The 19560-nt window shown below is 62.4% G+C and carries 16 protein-coding genes; 6 read left to right on the top strand and 10 right to left on the bottom strand.

The window, feature by feature from the left end; genetic code table 11:
- Positions 1 to 21: 21 nt before the first annotated feature.
- A complete protein-coding gene (locus HKD27_RS13340; RefSeq protein WP_194689680.1) occupies positions 22 to 1599 on the bottom strand; it encodes an efflux transporter outer membrane subunit in 1578 nt (525 codons plus the stop codon).
- Positions 1600 to 1697: 98 nt separating this feature from the next.
- Between HKD27_RS13340 and HKD27_RS13335 the strand changes: the two genes are divergently transcribed.
- Complete coding sequence (locus tag HKD27_RS13335; protein ID WP_194689681.1) at positions 1698 to 2375, top strand: TetR/AcrR family transcriptional regulator; 678 nt, start codon at positions 1698 to 1700, stop codon at positions 2373 to 2375.
- Here the strand turns inward: HKD27_RS13335 and HKD27_RS13330 are convergent.
- From HKD27_RS13330 to HKD27_RS13315, 4 genes are all read right to left on the bottom strand, one after another.
- Entirely contained in the window at positions 2369 to 3946 is a 1578-nt protein-coding gene (locus HKD27_RS13330) for a DHA2 family efflux MFS transporter permease subunit (RefSeq protein ID WP_062496985.1), read from the bottom strand. The two genes, HKD27_RS13335 and HKD27_RS13330, sit on opposite strands and share 7 nt — an antisense overlap.
- Positions 3943 to 5049: an HlyD family secretion protein gene (locus HKD27_RS13325; protein WP_062496983.1), complete on the bottom strand. Its 1107-nt coding sequence runs from the start codon at positions 5047 to 5049 to the stop codon at positions 3943 to 3945. Before HKD27_RS13325 ends, HKD27_RS13330 begins: the two co-directional genes overlap by 4 nt.
- A gap of 179 nt (positions 5050 to 5228) precedes the next feature.
- Positions 5229 to 6731: a UdgX family uracil-DNA binding protein gene (locus HKD27_RS13320; RefSeq protein WP_194689682.1), complete on the bottom strand. Its 1503-nt coding sequence runs from the start codon at positions 6729 to 6731 to the stop codon at positions 5229 to 5231.
- A complete protein-coding gene (locus tag HKD27_RS13315; protein ID WP_194689683.1) occupies positions 6728 to 7960 on the bottom strand; it encodes a putative DNA modification/repair radical SAM protein in 1233 nt (410 codons plus the stop codon). Before HKD27_RS13315 ends, HKD27_RS13320 begins: the two co-directional genes overlap by 4 nt.
- Positions 7961 to 8138: 178 nt before the next feature.
- Here HKD27_RS13315 and HKD27_RS13310 point away from each other — a divergent pair, with 178 nt between their 5' ends.
- Positions 8139 to 9641: a flagellin gene (locus HKD27_RS13310; RefSeq protein WP_062496979.1), complete on the top strand. Its 1503-nt coding sequence runs from the start codon at positions 8139 to 8141 to the stop codon at positions 9639 to 9641.
- A 133-nt stretch (positions 9642 to 9774) separates the two neighbouring features.
- A complete protein-coding gene (locus HKD27_RS13305; RefSeq protein ID WP_194689684.1) occupies positions 9775 to 10215 on the top strand; it encodes a flagellar biosynthesis regulator FlaF in 441 nt (146 codons plus the stop codon).
- 140 nt (positions 10216 to 10355) lie between these two features.
- Here the strand turns inward: HKD27_RS13305 and HKD27_RS13300 are convergent, their stop codons facing one another.
- From HKD27_RS13300 to folD, 3 genes are read right to left on the bottom strand one after another with little or no spacing between them, the layout of a single operon-like run.
- On the bottom strand, positions 10356 to 12356 hold the full coding sequence (locus tag HKD27_RS13300; protein WP_194689685.1) for a M1 family metallopeptidase: 2001 nt from the start codon (positions 12354 to 12356) through the stop codon (positions 10356 to 10358).
- A gap of 31 nt (positions 12357 to 12387) precedes the next feature.
- The gene (locus HKD27_RS13295; protein WP_194689686.1) at positions 12388 to 13140 is read right to left on the bottom strand and encodes a methylenetetrahydrofolate reductase; all 753 of its coding nucleotides are present in this window, start codon (positions 13138 to 13140) and stop codon (positions 12388 to 12390) included.
- Entirely contained in the window at positions 13137 to 14051 is a 915-nt protein-coding gene (gene folD / locus HKD27_RS13290) for a bifunctional methylenetetrahydrofolate dehydrogenase/methenyltetrahydrofolate cyclohydrolase FolD (RefSeq protein WP_194689687.1), read from the bottom strand. The genes HKD27_RS13295 and folD overlap by 4 nt, the downstream gene beginning before the upstream one ends.
- An 11-nt stretch (positions 14052 to 14062) precedes the next feature.
- Between folD and HKD27_RS13285 the strand changes: the two genes are divergently transcribed.
- Together HKD27_RS13285 and HKD27_RS13280 are read left to right on the top strand one after the other, a co-directional pair.
- Entirely contained in the window at positions 14063 to 15199 is a 1137-nt protein-coding gene (locus HKD27_RS13285; RefSeq protein ID WP_194263962.1) for a low specificity L-threonine aldolase, read from the top strand.
- Positions 15200 to 16558, top strand: a complete 1359-nt coding sequence (locus HKD27_RS13280) for an L-serine ammonia-lyase (RefSeq protein ID WP_194689688.1) — start codon at positions 15200 to 15202, stop codon at positions 16556 to 16558.
- Positions 16559 to 16564: 6 nt separating this feature from the next.
- Here HKD27_RS13280 and HKD27_RS13275 read toward each other — a convergent pair whose 3' ends face one another.
- Positions 16565 to 17680 (bottom strand): CDP-glycerol glycerophosphotransferase family protein, encoded by a 1116-nt coding sequence (locus HKD27_RS13275; RefSeq protein WP_194689689.1) that lies wholly within the window; start codon positions 17678 to 17680, stop codon positions 16565 to 16567.
- A 295-nt stretch (positions 17681 to 17975) separates the two neighbouring features.
- On the opposite strand from HKD27_RS13275, the gene HKD27_RS13270 reads away from it, so the two are divergent.
- Complete coding sequence (locus HKD27_RS13270; protein ID WP_370544277.1) at positions 17976 to 19238, top strand: lipopolysaccharide biosynthesis protein; 1263 nt, start codon at positions 17976 to 17978, stop codon at positions 19236 to 19238.
- A gap of 14 nt (positions 19239 to 19252) precedes the next feature.
- Here the strand turns inward: HKD27_RS13270 and HKD27_RS13265 are convergent, their stop codons facing one another.
- On the bottom strand, positions 19253 to 19501 hold the full coding sequence (locus HKD27_RS13265; protein ID WP_194689690.1) for a hypothetical protein: 249 nt from the start codon (positions 19499 to 19501) through the stop codon (positions 19253 to 19255).
- Positions 19502 to 19560 lie beyond the last annotated feature (59 nt).

The raw sequence follows: 19560 nt of genomic DNA, 5'->3' as shown, positions 1-19560 counted from the left end.
CCTGAACGGGTTTGCCGGATTTCAGGGGCCGGGCGTGGCGGAAGCGAGTTGTGCCTTGGCCACATCGCGGCTGTCGGGAAGGGCGTCTTCCCAGCCGCCGCCGAGCGCGTTGTAAAGCCGCGTCAGGTTGGTCGCCAGCATGGCGTCACTGTTGGCGAGATCAAGCTGGGCGGACTGGAGCTGCGCCTGAGCGTTCAGGACGTTCAGATAATTCGTCAGGCCACTACGATACTGGCTCTGGGCCAGCATGAGCGCCTTGCTGTTATCGTTGACGGCATTCTGAAGCCCCTGACGGCGCAGTTGTTCGTCGCGATAGGCGATCAGGGCGTTGTCCACGTCATGCCAGGCCTTGATGACCGTCTGCTGATAGGAAATCGCCGCCGCCTTCTGCTCGTATTTCTTCAGTTCGAGCTGACCGTACAGACGGCCGCCCTGGAAGATCGGCAGGGAGATGGACGGACCGACGTTCCAGGCGCGCGCGTTCCAGAAGCCCAGATCGCGGAAAGACAGGGTCTGGAAGCCGAAATCGGCGTTGATCGTGACCTTCGGATAGAAATCCGCCGTGGCTTCGCCCACTTCGGCGACCGACCCGCGCAGACGGGCTTCGGCCTCACGGATGTCCGGACGGCGATGGGCCAGCTCGGACGGGAGACCCACCGGCACGACCGGCGGAACGACCGGCACGCCGGCGTTCTTTTCCAGCTCGGTGTTCAGGCTTTCCGGGGGCGCACCGAGAAGCAGGGCGAGTGCGTTCTCTTCCTGCGCGACGGCCTGTTCGAGTTGCGCTTCCTGACCCTGCGTGTCATGCAGCCGGGCCTGTGCGGAATCCACGTCGAGTTCCGTCACCAGACCGCCGCGATAACGGTCCTGTGCGATGGTGGCGATCTGGGTCAGGACCTTGATGTTGTCGCGCAGGATCTTCAGGCGCTGCTGGTCGCCGCGCAGGCTCATATAGCCATGCGCCATGTCGGCCTGCTGGGCGATGAGGACGGAGCGACGCTCCTCATCCGTCGCCTGAAGGTCGGCCTTGGCGGCATCATACTGATGCGCCACGCGGCCCCACAGGTCGATCTCGTAGGTCGCGTCGATCGCACTGCGCCACTGGTTCAGCAGCGGAATGGTGGCGCCACCGGCGGCGTCCTGAAGCATCGGACCGACGGTGCTGCCGATCGAACCGCCCTCGGACTGCGCGATGCCGCCTGCGACATGGCCGATGATTTCCTGCAACTGCTTGGTGCTGTACTGGCTGCGCTGGTAGGAGCCTGAAGCACTCAGGGCCGGGAAGCGCTCGGCGCCCGCCATGATGAGCTGTGCGCGGCTCTGCGCCAGATTGGCGGTCGCAAGGCGGAAGGACAGGTTCTGGTTGACCAGACGGTCTTCCAGCGAGGTCAGTTCGGGATCGTGGAAGACCTGCCACCAGTGACTGTCAGCCTTCATCTCGCTGACGATGCTGTCGGGCGCGCCCGCCATATGATCGGCGTAATGCGCCGGCGACCAGGGCTTGGGCGCGTGGTATTCAGGCCCCACCATGAGGCAGCCGGACAGGGTGAACAGGGCGCAGCCGCAAAGCAGCGCGCGGGAAGTGAAGGCTGCGCTCACAAAGAAACTCCTGAGGCGGAAATGATCTTGCGGTGACCGACCGGTTCGGTCAGCATGTCAGGAACTCGACCTGACGGACAGAAGGATCTCTCGCTCACATGACGGGCATCATGGACGACGGCAGCGCGGGCCCTTCCGCCGGAGCCGACGGGGCTGGCAGCGCCGAGCCTGCGGGGTGCGCCAAGCGCGAACAGATCCTGAAAGGTGCCGGAACGGTTTTTCTGGCAAACGGATACGAAGGGGCGTCCATGTCCCGCATCGCGCAGATGGCAGGTGTGTCCAAGGGGACGCTGTACAACCACTTCGATGGCAAGGCGTCCCTGTTCTCCGCGTTCTTCGAGGAGCAGGCCCGCTGCCGTCTTGCGCCCATCGAGGCGCTGTCGCGCAACGATGAACAGTCCGTCCGCCTCACGTTGATCCGGTTTGCGGAAATGGCGGTCCATATGCTGATTTCCCCAATGGCGCTGGGGCTGTATCGCATCATCGTGGGCGAGGTCGAGAAATTCCCCAATCTGGCCGACACGTTCTGGCGCTATGGCTTCGACCGAAAGCTCAGCAACCTCACGGAATATCTGACGCGCATCGTGGCCCGCGGCGAGCTGGACATTGCCGATCCGCGCCTGTCGGCCGAGCAGTTCATGCTCATGTGCCAGGCCCGCATCGTGCAGCGCCGCCGTTTCGGGCTGCCGGTCGATGACAGCGACGCCGCAATCGCGGAATTCGCCGCCTTCACGGCCGACAGCTTCCTGAAGATCTACAAACCGCGCCATCAGTGACCGCCGCCCGAGGCCTGGGCCGCCTTCTTGCCGTTGGGTGACAGCAGGAAGCACAGCGGCACGACGAACAGCGCGATCACGCCAATCCAGTCGAACACCTCGTTATAGGCCAGCATGGAGACCTGTGAGGTAAACTCCTGAAAAAGCCGGTAAATGGCGAAGTTATGCGCCTGCGCGGGAGCCATACCATGCGCCTGCGCAGCCTGCTGGACAGTCGCGATATAGCTGTTGAACTCCGGATTGGCCGGGGTCATGTGGTCCGTCACATAGGTCTGATGCCGCTGCCGGGTCTCGATGATGGCCGCCGTGGCGAGCGAAATCGCCAGCGAGCCGACATAGTTCCGGGCCATCGAGAACAGGGCCGACGCATCCGAGTTCAGCTCGCGCGGCAGGGTCGAATAGGCGATCGTCGAGATCGGCACGAACAGGAAGGCCAGCGAGGCCGTCTGGCTGATGCGGTAGAACATCAGGTGCCTGAAATCCGTCCCGGCATAGAGGTTCGAGGCCTGGAACATGGCCATGCCCATCGCGAAGAACCCAAAGGCGATGAGATAGCGCATCTGGATGAACTTCATCAGCCGGCCCACGATCGGGATCAGGCAGATCACCGCCACGCCACCGGGGGCAAGAAGCAGGCCCGAATTCGTCGCGGTATAGCCAAGCACCTGCTGCGCGAACTGCGGAACGATGATGGCGGACGCATACAGCGTGGCGCCAACCATCGAGATCAGCAGCATGCCGGTCGCGAAGTTGCGATCCTTGAGAACGGACAGACGGACCAGCGGGTTCTTCGCATAGCACAGCCACAGGATCGCCCCGATGACGCCGATCGCACCCAGCACGGCCATGGTGACGATGAAGGGCGAACCGAACCAGTCGTCATCCTCGCCACGGTCACACATGACTTCGAGACAGCCGAGACCCAGCGTGATCAGGCTGATGCCGACCACATCCACCTTCTCGCGCTTCTGGCGCTCCCAGGGCGGGTCCTCGACGAAAGCCGTCACGGCCATGACCGTGATGATGCCGAAGGGCACGTTGACGAAGAAGATCCAGCGCCAGGAGAAATTGTCCGTCAGGTAGCCGCCCAGCATTGGGCCCAGAACCGGGCCGACGATGGTGGCGATGGCCGTCAGGCCGAACGCTGCACCGCGCTTTTCGGGCGGGAACGTGTCGAGAATGATCGATTGCTGGCTGGGTTGCAGGCCGCCGCCGAAGAAGCCCTGCATGAGCCGGAACACCACGAGCATCGGCAGCGACGTCGCCAGTCCGCACAGGAAGGAGGAGACGGTGAACATCGTGATGCAGATCAGGAAGTAGCGCTTGCGGCCGAACAGTCGCGACAGCCAGCCCGAAATCGTCAGGACGATTCCGTTCGCCACCAGATAGGACGTGAGCGCCCAGGTGGCGTCATCATACGAACTGCCGAGCGATCCCGCGATATGCGGCAGCGCCACGTTGACGATGGTGGTGTCCAGCACCTCCATGAAGGCCGCCAGCGTGACCGTGACGGCCACAAGCCACGGATTGTGACTGGGTTTCCAGTCCTGATGCCCGGCAGTATCGCTCATTTCACATAGACCGTCGGCACGACAGACAGACCAAGGGCCAGCGGAATGTTCGGATCAAGACCGCTGTCCAGCACGATTTTCACCGGGATACGCTGCACCGTCTTCACGAAGTTGCCGGTCGCATTCTCCGGCGGGAAGGCACTGAAGGATTCACCCGAGCCGAGCTGGATGGAGTCCACGTGACCGTGCAGTTCGAGCTGCGGATAGGCATCGACCTCGATGTCCACCTTCTGGCCCGGACGCATATGGGTGAGCTGCGTTTCCTTGTAGTTCGCCACGATCCAGACTTCCGGCTCGACGATGGAGAACATCTGCTGGCCGGTCTGCACGAAGTTGCCGCGCTCGACGTTACGCTGGGAAATCCAGCCGTCATGCGGGGCGCGGACTTCCGTCCATTCGAGGTTCAGGCGCGCCTGCGTCAGATCGGCATTGGCCGAGGCCAGGGCAGCCTGTTCCTGCGTGACGCGGGCATCGGCGTTGGCCACGTTTTCCTTGACCGGCTCGGCCTGCGTCAGCTGGCCCTGGGCCTGAAGGACGCGGGCTTTCGCCTGATCCAGCGCGGCGCGGGCATAGTCGATATCCTGCTGCGAGGTGGCGGCGCGGGCCACCGAGCGCTGGCGGCGGTAATCGGCTTCGGCCTTGACGAGCTGCGCCTGGGCGGCGGCAAGATTGCCCTGTGCCGTGACAAGCTGTCCCGGGAAGTTCTTGTGCGCCACGGCCAGCAGCAGCTGATACGCGTCGATATTGGCTTTCGCCTGCGACACGGCGGCTTCGGCCTTGTTCAGAGACGCCGCATAGTCCCGGCTGTCAATCCGCACGAGCAGGTCACCCGCATGGACGAACTGGTTGTCGTTCACCAGAAGCTGCGTGACGTAACCGTTGACGTGGGGCGCAATGGCGATCTTGCGACCAGCCGTATAGGCGTCATCCGTCTCGATGTTGTTGCGGGTCAGGAAAAGATAGGCCCCGATACCCACGAGAACCAGAACCACCAGCAGGATCAGCGCGATCCGGACAAGGGGATGACGCTTTTTCTGCGGCTTTCCGTTCTTGTCGGATGTCGTGTCACCCTGCGCGTGATCGGCCTGATCGCCTTGCGCCATAATGTTTGTCTCGCTTTGAAAACAGGTCTGTCAGATCGTGACCGGATGTGCTGTGCGGGGCCTGGAAACCCTCTACTGACCGATCGGTTCGGTCATCCATGACATATCGTCTCACGGGCTTCAAGCGGGAAAAAACTGATCCGTTTCCATTCTCCCGGCAGCGCCCCCTGTCCTGTCGCTTACGACCCCGATTGATCCGTAAAGTCCCGCAGACGGGCGAGCCCCTCGACGAAGCGCTGTCGCTCGCTGTCTCCCTGCGCACCCTCTCCCAGCCGCAGCAACCAGGACGGATGGGCAAGTACCAGACGCCAGACAGCATTTTCGCCACGCCCCACCGTCCATGACGTTCCGCGCACATCCGACATCGCCATGCCCGGTCCGTCCAGCGCCCTGAGCGGCGTGGCCCCCAGCGAGACGATGAGTTTCGGACGGATCAGCGCGATTTCCTGCTCCAGCCAGGGACGGCAGGCCGCCACATGCCCTGCCTCCGGGTTCTGATGGATGCGTCGCCGTCCCTGAAGGCGGAAGCGGAAATGCTTGACGGCATTCGTCAGATACAGCGCGCCGCGATCGACACCTGCCTTGGCAAGTGCCTCATGCAGAAGCTGCCCCGCCGGACCGACGAAGGGACGCCCTGCCAGATCCTCCTGATCGCCCGGCTGCTCCCCGACGACCATGATGCGCGCGTCTGCTGGCCCTTCTCCCACAACCGCCTGCGTCGCCGAACAGTGCAGCGGACAGGCCGTGCAGGTCCGGACCCGAGCGGCCAGACCCTCAAGAGTCTCCGCCACATCCGGCATCAGTTCGGCCGGAAGCTGCTCCCGGGCCCGCAGGCGCTCATGAAAGGCCGGTGCGGGCCGGAGTTCCTGTTCCGCCATCGTCCGCACGCGCGCCTCGGCTCCGGCGACGAGCTGCGGGATCAGGCGCGTTTCCGGCAGGTTCTTCCAGTAACGGCCGGGCATTTCACGGCGCATCGCTTTCGTGCGCACACGGGCCGGATTGAAGGTCGAGGCATAGTAGGTGTCCCACAACTCCCCGAACCCGTCCTCCAGCTCCGGACGCTCGCAGGGTTCCGGACTACAGACCAATTCTTTCCCATCCCAGCGGATTGATCCGCGCGGGGTGAGGATCATCCAGTCCATGTCCGTGAAGCGCCTGGAGAAGAATGGGGCGATGCGTTCGAGAATATGATGCTGCGGCTCGAACCAGGCGAGGAACCGCCTCCGTCTCCCGTCCTGCTCTTCGCCCTGCTGGAGCGGCTCTTCCCGGAAGCGGAGGAAAGACGCCATCTTGTGGCAGTCCTCCCGGTTCTGCCGCACCATGATCCGCGCCCTGGCGATGTCGGCATCCGTCGCCACTTCCAGCAGATGCGGATTGCCCTGCACTCGCCAGGCGATCCGGTAGGCGAGCGCGAACCGACCGGGATCGGAATGGCACAGCAGATCCCGCAGCAGCGCGATGCAGGATGCCCGCAAGGTCACGGTTTTCGCGACAGGCAGGACCGTCAGCGCCTCCAGCCCGTCGCCATCATCGGTGATCTGGCCGAAAAGATCCGTCTCACCGCCCCGGATGCGCCAGTCGAGGGCTTCGGGCGGGATCGCGCGTTGCAAGGCTGTCCGTGCCATCTCCCGCCAGGGTTCAAAGGCCGCACTATCCTCAAGCGTCAGGACATAACGGGTCACAGAAGGCTCATCTGCCGGGGCGCGGGGCTGAACAGACTGCGCAGATCCTGCCGGTCGGTCAGGCGGGCGGGGCTCCAGCCCGGCGTCTGCACGAACGGGCGCACCTTGCGGATGGAGACATTCAGCCGCACCAGATCCTCCAGCCGCACCGCCTGATGCCGCCGCGCCCTGAGAATGGCGGCCACGGCCTTGACCCCCAGCCCCGGCACCCGCAGCAGCATTTCCTTCGATGCCCGGTTCAGATCAACCGGGAACAGCGCCCGGTTGTCCAGCGCCCAGGCCAGCTTGGGGTCCAGCTCCAGATCGAGCATCCCATCCGCACGACCGGCCGTCAGCTCTCCAAACGCAAATCCATAGAACCGGAACAGCCAGTCCGCCTGATAGAGCCGGTGTTCCCGCTGAAGCGGCGGACTTTTCGCGGGCAGAAGTGCGGAAGCATCGGGAATGGGACTGAAGGCCGAATAATAGACCCGCCGCAGCCCATAGGAGCCGTAAAGATTGGCACTGCTGGCAAGGATATCCTGATCGGACGCCGCATCCGCCCCCACGATCATCTGCGTGCTCTGCCCGCCCGGCGAGAAGCGCTCGGCCCGGCGGCCGGTATGGCTGCGCTCCCTGCCCGCGTCGATCTTCAGCCGCATCTCGCCCATCGCCTGCCGGATACCGGCCGCCTTTTTCTGCGGTGCGTACTGCTCCAGCCCGGCCACGGTCGGCATTTCCACATTAATCGACAGACGGTCCGCATAACGCCCCGCTTCTTCCAGCAGGCGCGGCGACGCATCGGGGATGGTCTTGAGATGGATGTAGCCCCGGAACCCGTGCTTCAGCCGCAGATCCCGTGCCACCTGAACGAGCTGTTCCATCGTGTGATCGGACGAGCGGATGATGCCCGAGGACAGGAACAGCCCCTCGATGCAGTTGCGCCGGTAGAACTCCAGCGTGAGCCACACGACCTCCTCCGGCGTGAAGCGGGCGCGCTCCACATTCGAGGACGAGCGGTTGATGCAGTAGGCGCAGTCGTAGACGCAGAAATTGGTCAGCAGGATCTTGAGCAGCGACACGCAGCGCCCGTCTGGCGTGAAGGCGTGACAGATGCCGTTTCCCGTCGTGGAGCCGAGACCGCCACTTTTTGCCGAGTCCCTGCGCCCCGATCCGCTCGACGCGCAGGACGCATCGTATTTCGCCGCATCGGACAGAATCGCCAGGCGCTGGGAGAGGGATTTCTTCATTGCGTGTTCTTATTTCGTTCCAGAATATGAATCGCAAGAAAAATCGTGAATTTAACCGGTTGTTTCCCAGTTTTCCCTTATTTCCGGGGGGCTTTTTTTAACGGTACGGATTCAGCTTCCGTTAACCACTCCCCCCTATCCTGACTCCGCAAACCTGCACCGACGGAGAACAGATTCAATGTCATTGTCAATCAATACGAACACTGCGGCAATGGCCGCACTCCAGAGCCTCAACCAGACGACGGCTGACCTGACCGCGACCGAAAACGCGGTCTCCACGGGCAAGTCGGTCAACACGGCGTCCGACAATCCCGCAATGTATTCCATTGCCCAGAACATGACCGCCCAGCTCTCGACCCTGTCGGGCGTTTCGACGGGCCTTCAGTTCTCCGCTCAGGTGCTGAACACGGCGACGACAGGCCTGTCGAGCATCGCAGCTTCCCTGCAGTCCCTCGCAACCACACTCGGCACGAACACGACGGGCGTTGACAACTCGACGCTGAATGCCGCCATCACCCAGACGCTGGCCTCCATCGATTCCGCCGCCTCGGGCTCCAAGTTCGAGGGCGTGAACCTGCTGTCCGGCGCGACGGGCAACGGCACGACCTATACGAGCCTGTCGACCGCCATGGACTCCCAGGGCACGATGTTCACGCAGAACGGCTTCAATGCGACGTCTGCGGGTCTCGGCCTGACGAACCTGAGCATGGACATGTCCGGCTCCTCCCTGGCTCTTGGCAGCAGCACGACCGACAATGCACTGGCGACGAATAACGTCCTCCAGCTGAAGAATACCACAGCCGCTTCGAGCACTGCGACCGCTACCGCGGCCAGCCCGTCTGTCACCTATGACTTCATAGCGGATGACCAGAGCACCGCTGGACAGGGCACTGCTCTGGATATGGTCAGCCTGGCGGTTGGCGGAACCAGTGGCGATTTCACGCTCGGTACAGATGGCAAGCTGACTTCTTCAGGTTCGACTGATGCGATCGTTTCCCAGACGACGGCGTCGGATGGATCGATTACCTACTCGCTGAAGAACGGAGAGAGCATCGTCCAGTCCACGGACGGCAACGGCAACTCCGTCTACACCGCCAACACGGCATTCGACGCCAACGGAAACGTGACGACCCAGTCCGTCATCACGGACGTCAATACATCTTCCGCATCTTCCCTGAGCACCACGGGTGGCACGTCGAGCGCCCAGAGCGTCGAACAGGTCGATCTGGTAACCCAGGCCATGGAATACCAGGGCTTCGGCGTGTCCCGCGATTCCAGCAACAACCTGACGATTGCCGGCAACTCCATCGACGCAACAAGCACCCAGCTGAGCACAGTCTCAGCAGGTGTGTTTGCAACTCCGACCACCACAACCGGCGTAACAGCAACCGCAGTCACCGGCGCCTCAGTCGTGAGTGCGGTTGTTCAGGCCGCAATTTCGAGCGTCACGCGGATGGCCTCCACGATCGGTTACTCCAGCTCGACGATTTCGAACCTGCAGACCACGACGTCCAGCCTCTCCGATGCCCTGACAACGGGTGTTGGCGCTCTGACGGACGCCGATCTGGCAGCAGAGAGCGCCAAGCTGACCTCGCTTCAGACGAAGCAGCAGCTGGCCGTTCAGTCGCTGTCGATTGCGAACTCGCAGTCTTCCACTCTGCTCAGCCTCTTCCGCGGCTGATCAGGTTTCTGAAGGGGGCCGGTTTATCCGGCACCCTTCAGCCCCCTCGCCATACGCAGGACTGCTTCAGAAACCTGCTGCCTCATCCCGCAGCGGCTTCTGAAACAGTCTTTCCCGCAAGGAGTTTGCCTTCGTGACTTACGCATCCTCACAGTATCAGAAACAGTCCGGAAGCTACCTTTCTTCCCGGGAAGTCGAAGTCATGGCGTTCCGGCACGTCAATACCCTGCTGACGCAGGCTTCCGATCACGAGGCAAAGGTTGCGGCTCTGGCGGCCAATCTGAAGCTCTGGAGCCTGCTGTCCCTGAGCGTCGAGCGGGTCGACTGCCCGCTACCGCCTGTTCTGCGCGACGATCTGATCAAGGTCGGATCCTGGTCGATGCGTTATTCCAATTCCGCTTTCAACGCGCCGAAGGATCTGAAGCCCCTCATCGACATCAATAACGACATGATCGAGGGCCTGGCCACAGCGCCGGCGCCGGCGCCGGCGCCGGCGCCGCAAAACGTGGCACCCGCCATGCCCGGCGCCTATTCGCCGAGCCCGACGAAATCCTCACTGGAACTCGTTGGCTGAAATCCGGCAGGGCTGTCTGGTCCTGCCATTTTCGGTTCTGATGTGCTGTTTCAGGGCGTCGGCTCAGCCAGGCGCCCTTTTTCGTGCCCTGTTCGCGACAGGAGTGCGAGGCATTTTGTGCCCCGCACTTTTCCGTAACCTCAGGGAGTGACGGCAATCCGGTTGTCCGAACGGTCAATATCCGGGATGACGTGATCGGGGTCCAGCGTGACGGCTTTGAGCCCATCATGCACCGGCAGCGAGACAACGATGTCGCTGCTCTGGCGCCAGGCTTCTGTCGGAATGCGGATTTCCTCAGATTTACCATCCGCATAGTCCGCCCGCAGAAGAACAGGAAGCGGGAGCGCGCCGTAATTACGGATCTGCACAGTCGCGGGCTTTCCGGCATCGTGATGGATATCGCCCAGCGCATAGTCAGGGGCGGCATTGGTGAAGTACCAGCCACGCCAGAACCAGCCCAGATCCTCGCCTGCTTCGCTGCTCATCAGACGGAAGAAGTCGGACGGTGATGGGTGTTTGAACGACCATTCGGAAATATAGCGCCGGAAAGCGGCGTCGAACCGGACCGGGCCGAGGATCTGTTCGCGCAACAGCTTCAGGCCGTAGGCACCTTTGAAATAGGTCACGCTATGGCGGTATTTTTCGGACACGCTGTCTGCCGCCGTCATGAGCACGGGGGCATCCGGATCGGTCAGAACCGGGACGATATCCTGCGCGGGGTTGCCGGTCTTGGGTGCAAATTCGGAATCACGCTTGGGAGCAAATTCGCCATTGTTGAAATGGTCGGACGCATAGACGTCGATGAAGGTGTTGAAACCCTCGTCCATGAAGGCATTACGGCGCTCATCCGTGCCAACGATCATCGGGAACCAGCCATGGCCCAGTTCATGCGTCGTGATCCAGAACAGTTCCGGATCGCGGTCACTCATGCCGTCGAAGACGATGCCCGGATATTCCATGCCCGCGCCATGACCGCCCAGATTGACGGCATTCGGCCAGGGGTATTCGAACCACTGTGACGAGAAATATTCGATGGCGTGTTTGACGTAATCCGTTGAACGATCCCAGCCATGCGGCCCGATCCCTTCACGCGGATAGACCGACATCGCAAGCCGGGGCACGGGGTGATAGTTCGCCCAGGGCGCGATCGGCGGCAGGTTGATCCGCGCAGCGTCCCAGACGAAGGCGGGTGAGGCCGCGAATGCCACGTCGCGCGTATTGCGCATGCCGTAATGCCAGGTAACTTCGCCGCTCTGCTTCAGGTGGCTTTTCGGGTCGGTAATGTCATCGAGCGTGCGGATCATGACGCGTGTGTCGCTCTGTGCCGCCTGCGCCAGACGGTTGCGCTCGACCGGGGTCAGGACCTGTTCGGGATTGAGTAGCGCGCCGGAGCCCACGAGCGTGTAGTTCCACGGCACGGTGACACTGTAATCGAAGCTGCCATATTCCAGGAAGAACTCCTGCCCCAGATAGGGCAGCGTGTTCCAGCCACGGCGATCATCATAGACGCTCAGCCGCGGATACCACTGCGCGACTTCATAGATGTCGCCTTCGCGTGACGGCGTAACGGCGGTCCGTCCGCCCCACGGGCCGGGCAGCGTGTAGTGCCAGTCGATCTTCACGAAAGCCACACCATGCGGATCGATCGTGCGCGGCAGCTTGAGCTGCATCCGCGTGTCGGAGATCAGGGGCGTCACATCCACTTCGCGCCCGCCCTGCACGACCGAAACGCGCTCGATCGCCATGCCATCCGTATGGTTGCCGGCCAGATTATGACTGGTGGCGACCGCACCGATCGCAGAGCGCGTATCGGAGCGATAGATGTTCTGGTCAAGCTGGAGCCACAGGACGTCCAGCGCCTCGGGGCTGTTGTTGCTGTAGGTCACGGTCTCGGAGCCGTGCAGGACATGGGCCTGTGTGTCGATCCGCGAATGGATGACGTAATCCGTGCGGTTCTGCCAGTATTGCGGACCCGGAAGGCCCGACCCCGAGCGATAGGCGTTCGGAGCATCGGGGAGGGTCAGGGGGGCGAAGACGGCTGCGGAATCAGCGAGTGTCTTCGCGATGACGGTCTCGGGCAGCAGGGCCGCGGGAACGAGCACGCCTCCCAGCAGGGGAAGCAGAAAAAGGCGCACAGACATCCGGGACGGACCCTCCATTCGTGGTTCGATGTTATCCCGTTATAATATCGCTGAGCGCTCCCAGATAGGATGCCAGGTCAACTTTCAGGGGCATCAGATAGGCATTGTCGTTTTTCCTGCGGATAACATCCAGCATCCGGCGCGCAAAAGCGATGTTGCCCTCCAGCGTTCCGTCATAGTCGCGGGGGAAGACCACATGGTTAACGCGCTCCCAGTAACGGCGGGATTTATCGCCCAGAACGGGAGAAATGCCCCAGAACACCGTGTCGTCCCGCAGCCAGTCCATGCAGTATTCAAGCATCGGAATGTCAAACAGCGGCTGCGTGAAGAACCCGCAGGCCCCGGCATCACGCTTGCGGGCGATGTCCTCAAGTTCCTGATATGGAGCCCGGCGATAGGGGTCGAACACCGCATAGACCTTCAGATGCGGCGCTTCGCGGCGGTAGCGTTCGATGATCTGGGCGGATGTGTTGGGATAGACCTTCCAGTCACTGCCGACCGGCGGGGGATCGCCGGCAACGACGAGGATGGACGTCAGCTCCGGACGGTCCGCACCCGGCAGCGGCGCGCCCGGCGCGATATCGACGGCGCGGATATGCGGTATGACCTCGAACGGCGCCTGTTTTGTGATCAGCGAAGCGGCGTCGTAGCTGCGCAGGTCGAAGCGCATCAGATCCGGAACATTCAGCGTGCTGACCTGCGGCAGAACGTCGCGGACGGTCTGCACATCCGTCAGCAGGGCCTCGGGGGAGCGCGGAACCAGCTCGACCGAAACGCGGGTCATGAAGACGCGTCCACGACCGCCTGCGTCGCACGGGCGGCCTGAAGCGTGTTGTGCAGCAGGCAGGCGATCGTCATCGGACCAACACCACCCGGAACCGGCGTGATGTGATCGGCGATCGGGAGCGCCTCGTCGAATGCCACGTCACCCACCAGGCGGGTCTTGCCGTTCTCGGCCGGGACGCGGGTAATGCCGACATCGATCACGGTCGCACCCGGCTTGATCCAGTCGCCACGGACCAGTCCGCTCTTGCCGGTTGCCACGACCAGAATGTCCGCTTCCCGGGCCAGTTCCTTCGTGTTGCGCGTATGGATATGCGCGACCGTGACCGTGCAGTTCTCCTTGAGCAGGAGCTGCGCCATCGGCTTGCCCACAAGGTTGGACGCGCCGATCACCACGGCGTGCATGCCGGTCATGTCCTTGTGCACGGACTGGAGCAGCATCAGGCAGCCCAGCGGGGTGCAGGGTACGATCCCGTCGATCCCGAGCGACAGGCGTCCGGCATTGACCTCGCCCAGACCGTCCACGTCCTTGTGCGGCGCAATGGCATTCGTCACCACAACCGGGTCGATCTGTGCCGGAAGCGGAAGCTGCACCAGAATGCCGTGGATCTTCGGATTGGCGTTGAGCTGGGCGATCAGATCCAGCAGTTCGTCCTGAGACGTGCTCTGCGGGAGCATGTGCATGAAGGAGCGCATGCCCACGCGATGGGTCTGGATCGCCTTGTTCTTCACATAGACTTCAGAGGCCGGGTCATTGCCCACCAGAACGACGGCAAGACCCGGAATGGTATTGCCCTGCTCGACGAACTTTGCCACTTCGCGGCCCACCTGATCGGTCAGGGCGCGGGCAATGCCCTTGCCGTCAATGATCTTCGCCGGTTCGGAAGGCTTCTCAGGGGACAACATGCTCATGGGCACTCCGGATGACAACTGGCAGTCATTTCAGTTACGCTGACGAACAGGCCGTGACGGCCGCAGGAACTGAGGATGGTCTCGTGACCGACGAAATACGCAAGAACTTCGCCAGTGACAATGTTTCCCCCGCCTGCCCCGCCGTGATGGAGGCCATGATGCGCGCCAATGAAGGCAGCGTCGGATCCTATGGCGACGATATCCTCAGCCGATCCCTCAATGCGCGGTTCGGCGAGGTCTTCGAGGCAGAAGTCGCGGTTTTCCCCGTCGTGACGGGAACTGCGGCCAACAGTCTGGCGCTCTCCGCGCTCGTGGCGCCCTATGGCGCGGTGCTGTGCGACCAGAGCGCGCATATCAGCAATGACGAGGGCGGTGCGCCGGAATTCTTCATGCATGGCGCCAAGCTCGTCACGCTGCCTTCCGCCGATGGCCGGATGAGCCCTGAGGCCCTGCGGACGGGTCTGCGGGCCAATGCGCAGGGCGGGATTCTCAAGCCCCCCATCCAGGCGCTGTCTCTGACGCAGGCCACCGAATGGGGCACGGTCTATGCGCTGAAGGATCTGGCAGCGCTGTGCGGCATCGCCCATGAGCAGGACCTGCCCGTCCATCTGGACGGCTCGCGGCTGAGCAACGCCATCGCGCATCTGGGCTGCACCCCGGCGGAAGCGACATGGAAGGCCGGGATCGATGTCCTGTCTTTTGGAGGGACTAAATGCGGAGCGCTGGCGGCGGAAGCGGTCGTGTTCTTCGTCAATGAGCGCACGCGCCCGGCGCTGAAGGATTTCGAGCGGCGCATCAAGCGCAGCGGCCATCTGTGGTCCAAGGCGCGGTTCCTGAGCGCACAGCTTCTGGCCCTGCTGGAAGACGGGCTATGGCTGAAGAACAGCGCGCATGCCAATGCCATGGCGCAGCGGATCGTCGAGGGTCTGCGCCGTCATGCCGGAGCGCAGCTTCCGTTCGAGACGCAGGGCAACGAGGTCTTCGTCATTCTGCCGGACCTTCTCGTCAAGGACCTGGAAGCCGCGGGCTACGCCTTCTATCGCTGGCCGACACCGGAAGGGGTATCCGGCACGCTCATCCGTCTTGTGCCGAGCTTTTACACCCGGGAGCAGGACGTTGACGCACTGCTTGCAGAGATTGCCGCCTGAATGATCAGCCTGTTCGACCTGTTCAAGATCGGTATCGGTCCGTCTTCTTCGCACACTGTCGGCCCCATGCGAGCGGCCGCACGTTTCGCCGACACCCTGCCCCATGCGACGGATGTGTCGCGTCTGCGCGTCACGCTTTACGGCTCGCTCGCCTGGACGGCGCGGGGCCATGCGACGGACCGGGCCGTCATTCTCGGGCTGGCGGGAGAAAAACCCGACACGATGGACCCGATGCTGGCGGATAGTATCGTGACCTCCGTGAACCAGACGCATCTGATCCCGTTCAGGGGCCATCCCACACCGTTCGATCCGGAAACAGACATCGTCCTCGATACGAAGACCATCCCGCCGGTTCATCCCAACACGCTCCAGTTCGAGGCGTTCGATGCCGAAGACCGCCTGCTGGCCTGTGCGCGGTTCTGTTCGGTGGGGGGCGGATTCATCGTCCCCGAACAGGCGACCGAAACCGCAACCTATGCCCAGCCCGACATGCCGTATGACTTCACCAGCGGCGCGGAACTCCTGACCCGCACGCAGGAAACGGGGCTCGATATCGCAGGAGTGGTTCTGGCGAATGAAAGCGTGCTGCGGCCGTGCGCGGAAGTCGAGGCGTATCTGGACCGGATCGTGGCCGTGATGATGGACTGCGTGGAGGCCGGGCTGCACCGTTCCGGCACGCTGCCGGGGCGGCTGAACGTACGCCGGCGGGCTGCTGGGCTATACGAACGGCTTCAGGAACAGAGCCGCAGCAACCAGCCCACCGCGCATGGGATCATGGACTGGATCAGCCTGTTCGCCATCGCCGTGAATGAAGAAAACGCCGCTGGCGGGCGCGTCGTCACGGCACCGACCAACGGTGCTGCGGGCGTGATTCCGGCCGTGCTGCGCTATTACCGCGAGTTCTGCCCCGAATATTCGCTCGACGGGCAGCGCCGGTTCCTGCTGACCGCCGCGGCCATTGGCGGGTTGTTCAAGCTGAATGCGTCGATTTCAGGCGCGGAAGTCGGGTGTCAGGGCGAAGTCGGCGTTGCGTCTTCAATGGCCGCTGCCGGACTTGCGGCGGCTCTGGGTGCCACGCCGCTTCAGGTGGAAAACGCGGCCGAGATCGGGATGGAGCACCATCTGGGCATGACCTGCGACCCGGTGGCGGGGCTGGTGCAGATTCCGTGTATCGAACGCAATGCCTTCGGCGCGATCAAGGCCGTCAATGCAGCGTCCCTCGCCATGCACGGGGATGGTGCGCATCACGTCTCGCTCGATCAGGTCATTCGCACGATGGCCGAGACGGGCCGCGATATGAACCACCGCTACAAGGAAACGTCCCTCGGCGGTCTGGCAGTCAATTTCCCCGAATGCTGAGGGCGCTCACGCTGCGATCATAAACTGCGCGATGGCATCGGCCGCACGCTGGGACGCCCCCAGAAGCGGCTCGCCAAAGGTTTCGCGAAACAGCTTTTCCTGCGCCGGACGATAGAATGCATGCCGCTCCTGTGCGCGAGCGATGGCGGGCATGAGATCGTCGAGATCCTCCACCACCTCCCCGAGCGTCCAGTGCAGGAAATACGGATCATCCTGCCAGGGGAGCTTTCGCGGATTCAGAAAGACGCAGGGGCGCGGGATAGCCAGGAACTCGTAAACCTGACTGCTGACGTCGCCGATATAGAGCGCGGCCTGGGACGTGTAGGTCATATCCAGCATGGCGGACGACCCTGTATCGACCAGTACTTCCGGACTGCGCTGGTGTTTGAGCTGACGCTCGCGGATGCCGAAGCCCCTGTGGAAGGTCTTGATATGGGGGGCCACTACAAGATTGTAGTCGCTCTGGGCCTTGAAGCCCCGGATCAGCGGCATCATCCAGCCTGAGGCCGAGGTCAGTTTGCGCTGGTAGTGCGGATTGTACAGCGCGAACGGTCGTCCATTGGCGAATGAGACCGTGTTTTCCCGCTGCACGGCCTCGAACACGTCGAATTTCGGATAGCCGACAACCCGGGTGGTCTCCGGACGCAGCAGACCCCTATCCTGAAAATAGCTCTCAACTTTCGGACCGGGCACGAGCGTCAGATCGAACTCGCGCACCAGATGCTCGTCATTGACGTAGCGGTCTCCGGCCCCGTGCATGAGCAGGATGAGTTTCGGGCCGGCAAGCCCCATCTCCTTCAGGACACCGCCCGTGTATTCCGTCGCCACCACCGCATCGTACTGGTTCAGCTCGGCAATGTTCTCGCGCAGCACCACGAGGCGCTCCTGATCGAGGCGTCTTGCGCGCTTCAGTAGACGGGCCTTGAGAGACTTTGGAAAAGCCTTCAGCGGTGGAGCCGGAACGTCCAGCGCCTGGCGAATGCGGGAGAGATGCTCTACCGTTTCCGGAAAGCTGTAATACTCCACCACATCATGACCGGGAATTGCGGCAAGGGCACTGGCGACCGAGGCCGTGTGGTAGCACTGATACGGTTCAGCGATGTAGATGAAGGCGATTTTCATGACTGATGAGATGCGTCCTGCCTGAAAAAACAGGCTGAAACCTGCATTTTTTCGTGGTGTGGCCTTCAGGAAAAAACGGATCGCTGCCAGATCCCGTCTGCAGGAACCCTGGCAACGAGATGTGTAATAATTTCTTCATAATCCCTGACCGTTCGCTGTCAAGAAGCATCCGCCTTCCGCAACATTCCTCTGTGGGACGGACACGCAGCATGGACAGTTTCGGGGCTTTGTGGTCAGTAAGGCCCGCATGTCCGGCGAGCGCTCCGTTTTCAGATCCATTTTCCGAAACGTCAGTGTGCTCACCCTCGGCCGCATCGCCAATGCGCTGTGCAGCTTCATCTATATCGCCCTGGCTGTCCGGGCGCTGGGCCTGTCCGATTTCGGGCTGCTGATCCTGATCCATTCGCTGGCCTCGACCAGTTCGGTCCTGTCGCGGATGCAGTCCTGGCAAACGCTGATCCGCTTCGGCAGCGAGAGTTTCAGCAATGGCGATACGGATCTCCTGCACCGGGTGATCCATTTCTGCATCCGCCTCGACACGCTCTCGGCGGCCTGCGCCATCGTATTCGGTCTGGTGGGCGTACAGATCTACGGGCACACCGCGCACTGGTCCGCGCATGTGCGGTTTCTGGCCGACCTGTACATGTTCGTCAGTCCGCTGATGTATTCCGGCTGGGCGAACGGTATCCTCAGGATGGCGGGCAAATTCCACCTCGTCCCGATCATCGACAGCTGTGCGGCCCTCGCCAAGACGCTCGGTGTCGTCATAGGCTATGTCCTGCACCTGAAGCTCGGATATTTCCTGTTCATCTGGGCGATGACGATCATCATCGATTACGGATTCTATATCCATTACGCGCTGGATATCCTGCACCGGAAATTCCAGTTCCGGTATTTCCGGGCCTTCCGGCACTGGCGCTGGCAGCTTCCGGGCATGTGGCAGTTCACGCGCGCCGCCAGCGTCAACCAGACGCTGGGCAACATGTCCGGCCATGTCGCAACCCTACTGGTCGGCAACGGTCTGGGCCCGGCCGAGGCAGCCGTGTTCCGCGTCTGCCGCCAGATCGCCGACGGGATCGTCACCCCCGCGCAGCTCATCTCTCCGGTCCTTTATCCCGAACTGGTCCGGATGCGGGACCGGCAGGACTGGCGCGGCCTCAAGCGCGTGACCTGGAAGATGTTCGGCGTTCTGAGCGGGCTTTCAGTCGCGCTTCTGCTGCTCTCGGCGTTCTTTGGCTCGACGATTTTCCGCTTCCTGCTGCATGTCCATGTGCATCACACGTCGCTTTATATTTCCATCATGCTGCTGGCGGCGGTGTTCAGCCTGCTGGTCATCCCACTGGAGCCGCTGCTGATCGTCGTAGGGCATGTGAAGTTCCTCATGACCAACCGCACGGCCATCATGGCGGTCTATTTCCCCGCGCTTTACGTCCTGACCCGGCATTTCGGGCTGGCGGGCGCCTGTCTGTCGACGGCGGCGTGTAATGCGACGATCCTGCTCTCGCAGATGCTGGGCGTGTGGTTCTTCTATGACCGGATTGGCAAGACGGAGCGCTGAATTCCAGGCTGGGATCAGTGCGGGAGATGCCCGGCATGGGAGGCATGGGAGGCATGATGGAAGACGGCATAACCCGTCACCGCCGCTTCCACGAAAATCAGTTCCAGAGCGAGCAGGATCTTTTTGCGTGTTGAGAGCGCCCTGAAACGGGTCTTGATCTTCGCATCATCTCCGGTCGCGGCCCATGCAATCGCACCGAGCCAGCCGGCGACCGTAGCCAGATCCAGTGCGTGACATCCCATTCCATCCGGAACGATGAACATATTCCGGATTCGATATGGAATACAAACATGAAAAAGGCGGGAAGGTCTGACCCTTCCCG

The sequence above is a fragment of the Gluconobacter sp. R75690 genome, assembly GCF_015244525.1.
Taxonomy (GTDB): domain Bacteria; phylum Pseudomonadota; class Alphaproteobacteria; order Acetobacterales; family Acetobacteraceae; genus Gluconobacter; species Gluconobacter potus.
Note: the sequence above shows the minus strand (reverse complement) of the source record. Positions and strands in the feature narration are given on the sequence as shown.

What these genes read in the sequence shown, in the direction of transcription:
- HKD27_RS13335 (WP_194689681.1), top strand. Translation starts at nt 1,698, where the DNA reads ATGACGGGCATCATGGACGACGGCAGCGCGGGCCCTTCCGCCGGAGCC.
- HKD27_RS13330 (WP_062496985.1), bottom strand. Translation starts at nt 3,946, where the DNA reads ATGAGCGATACTGCCGGGCATCAGGACTGGAAACCCAGTCACAATCCG.
- HKD27_RS13325 (WP_062496983.1), bottom strand. Translation starts at nt 5,049, where the DNA reads ATGGCGCAAGGCGATCAGGCCGATCACGCGCAGGGTGACACGACATCC.
- HKD27_RS13315 (WP_194689683.1), bottom strand. Translation starts at nt 7,960, where the DNA reads ATGAAGAAATCCCTCTCCCAGCGCCTGGCGATTCTGTCCGATGCGGCG.
- HKD27_RS13310 (WP_062496979.1), top strand. Translation starts at nt 8,139, where the DNA reads ATGTCATTGTCAATCAATACGAACACTGCGGCAATGGCCGCACTCCAG.
- HKD27_RS13300 (WP_194689685.1), bottom strand. Translation starts at nt 12,356, where the DNA reads ATGTCTGTGCGCCTTTTTCTGCTTCCCCTGCTGGGAGGCGTGCTCGTT.
- HKD27_RS13295 (WP_194689686.1), bottom strand. Translation starts at nt 13,140, where the DNA reads ATGACCCGCGTTTCGGTCGAGCTGGTTCCGCGCTCCCCCGAGGCCCTG.
- folD (WP_194689687.1), bottom strand. Translation starts at nt 14,051, where the DNA reads ATGAGCATGTTGTCCCCTGAGAAGCCTTCCGAACCGGCGAAGATCATT.
- HKD27_RS13285 (WP_194263962.1), top strand. Translation starts at nt 14,063, where the DNA reads ATGACAACTGGCAGTCATTTCAGTTACGCTGACGAACAGGCCGTGACG.
- HKD27_RS13280 (WP_194689688.1), top strand. Translation starts at nt 15,200, where the DNA reads ATGATCAGCCTGTTCGACCTGTTCAAGATCGGTATCGGTCCGTCTTCT.
- HKD27_RS13275 (WP_194689689.1), bottom strand. Translation starts at nt 17,680, where the DNA reads ATGAAAATCGCCTTCATCTACATCGCTGAACCGTATCAGTGCTACCAC.
- HKD27_RS13265 (WP_194689690.1), bottom strand. Translation starts at nt 19,501, where the DNA reads ATGTTCATCGTTCCGGATGGAATGGGATGTCACGCACTGGATCTGGCT.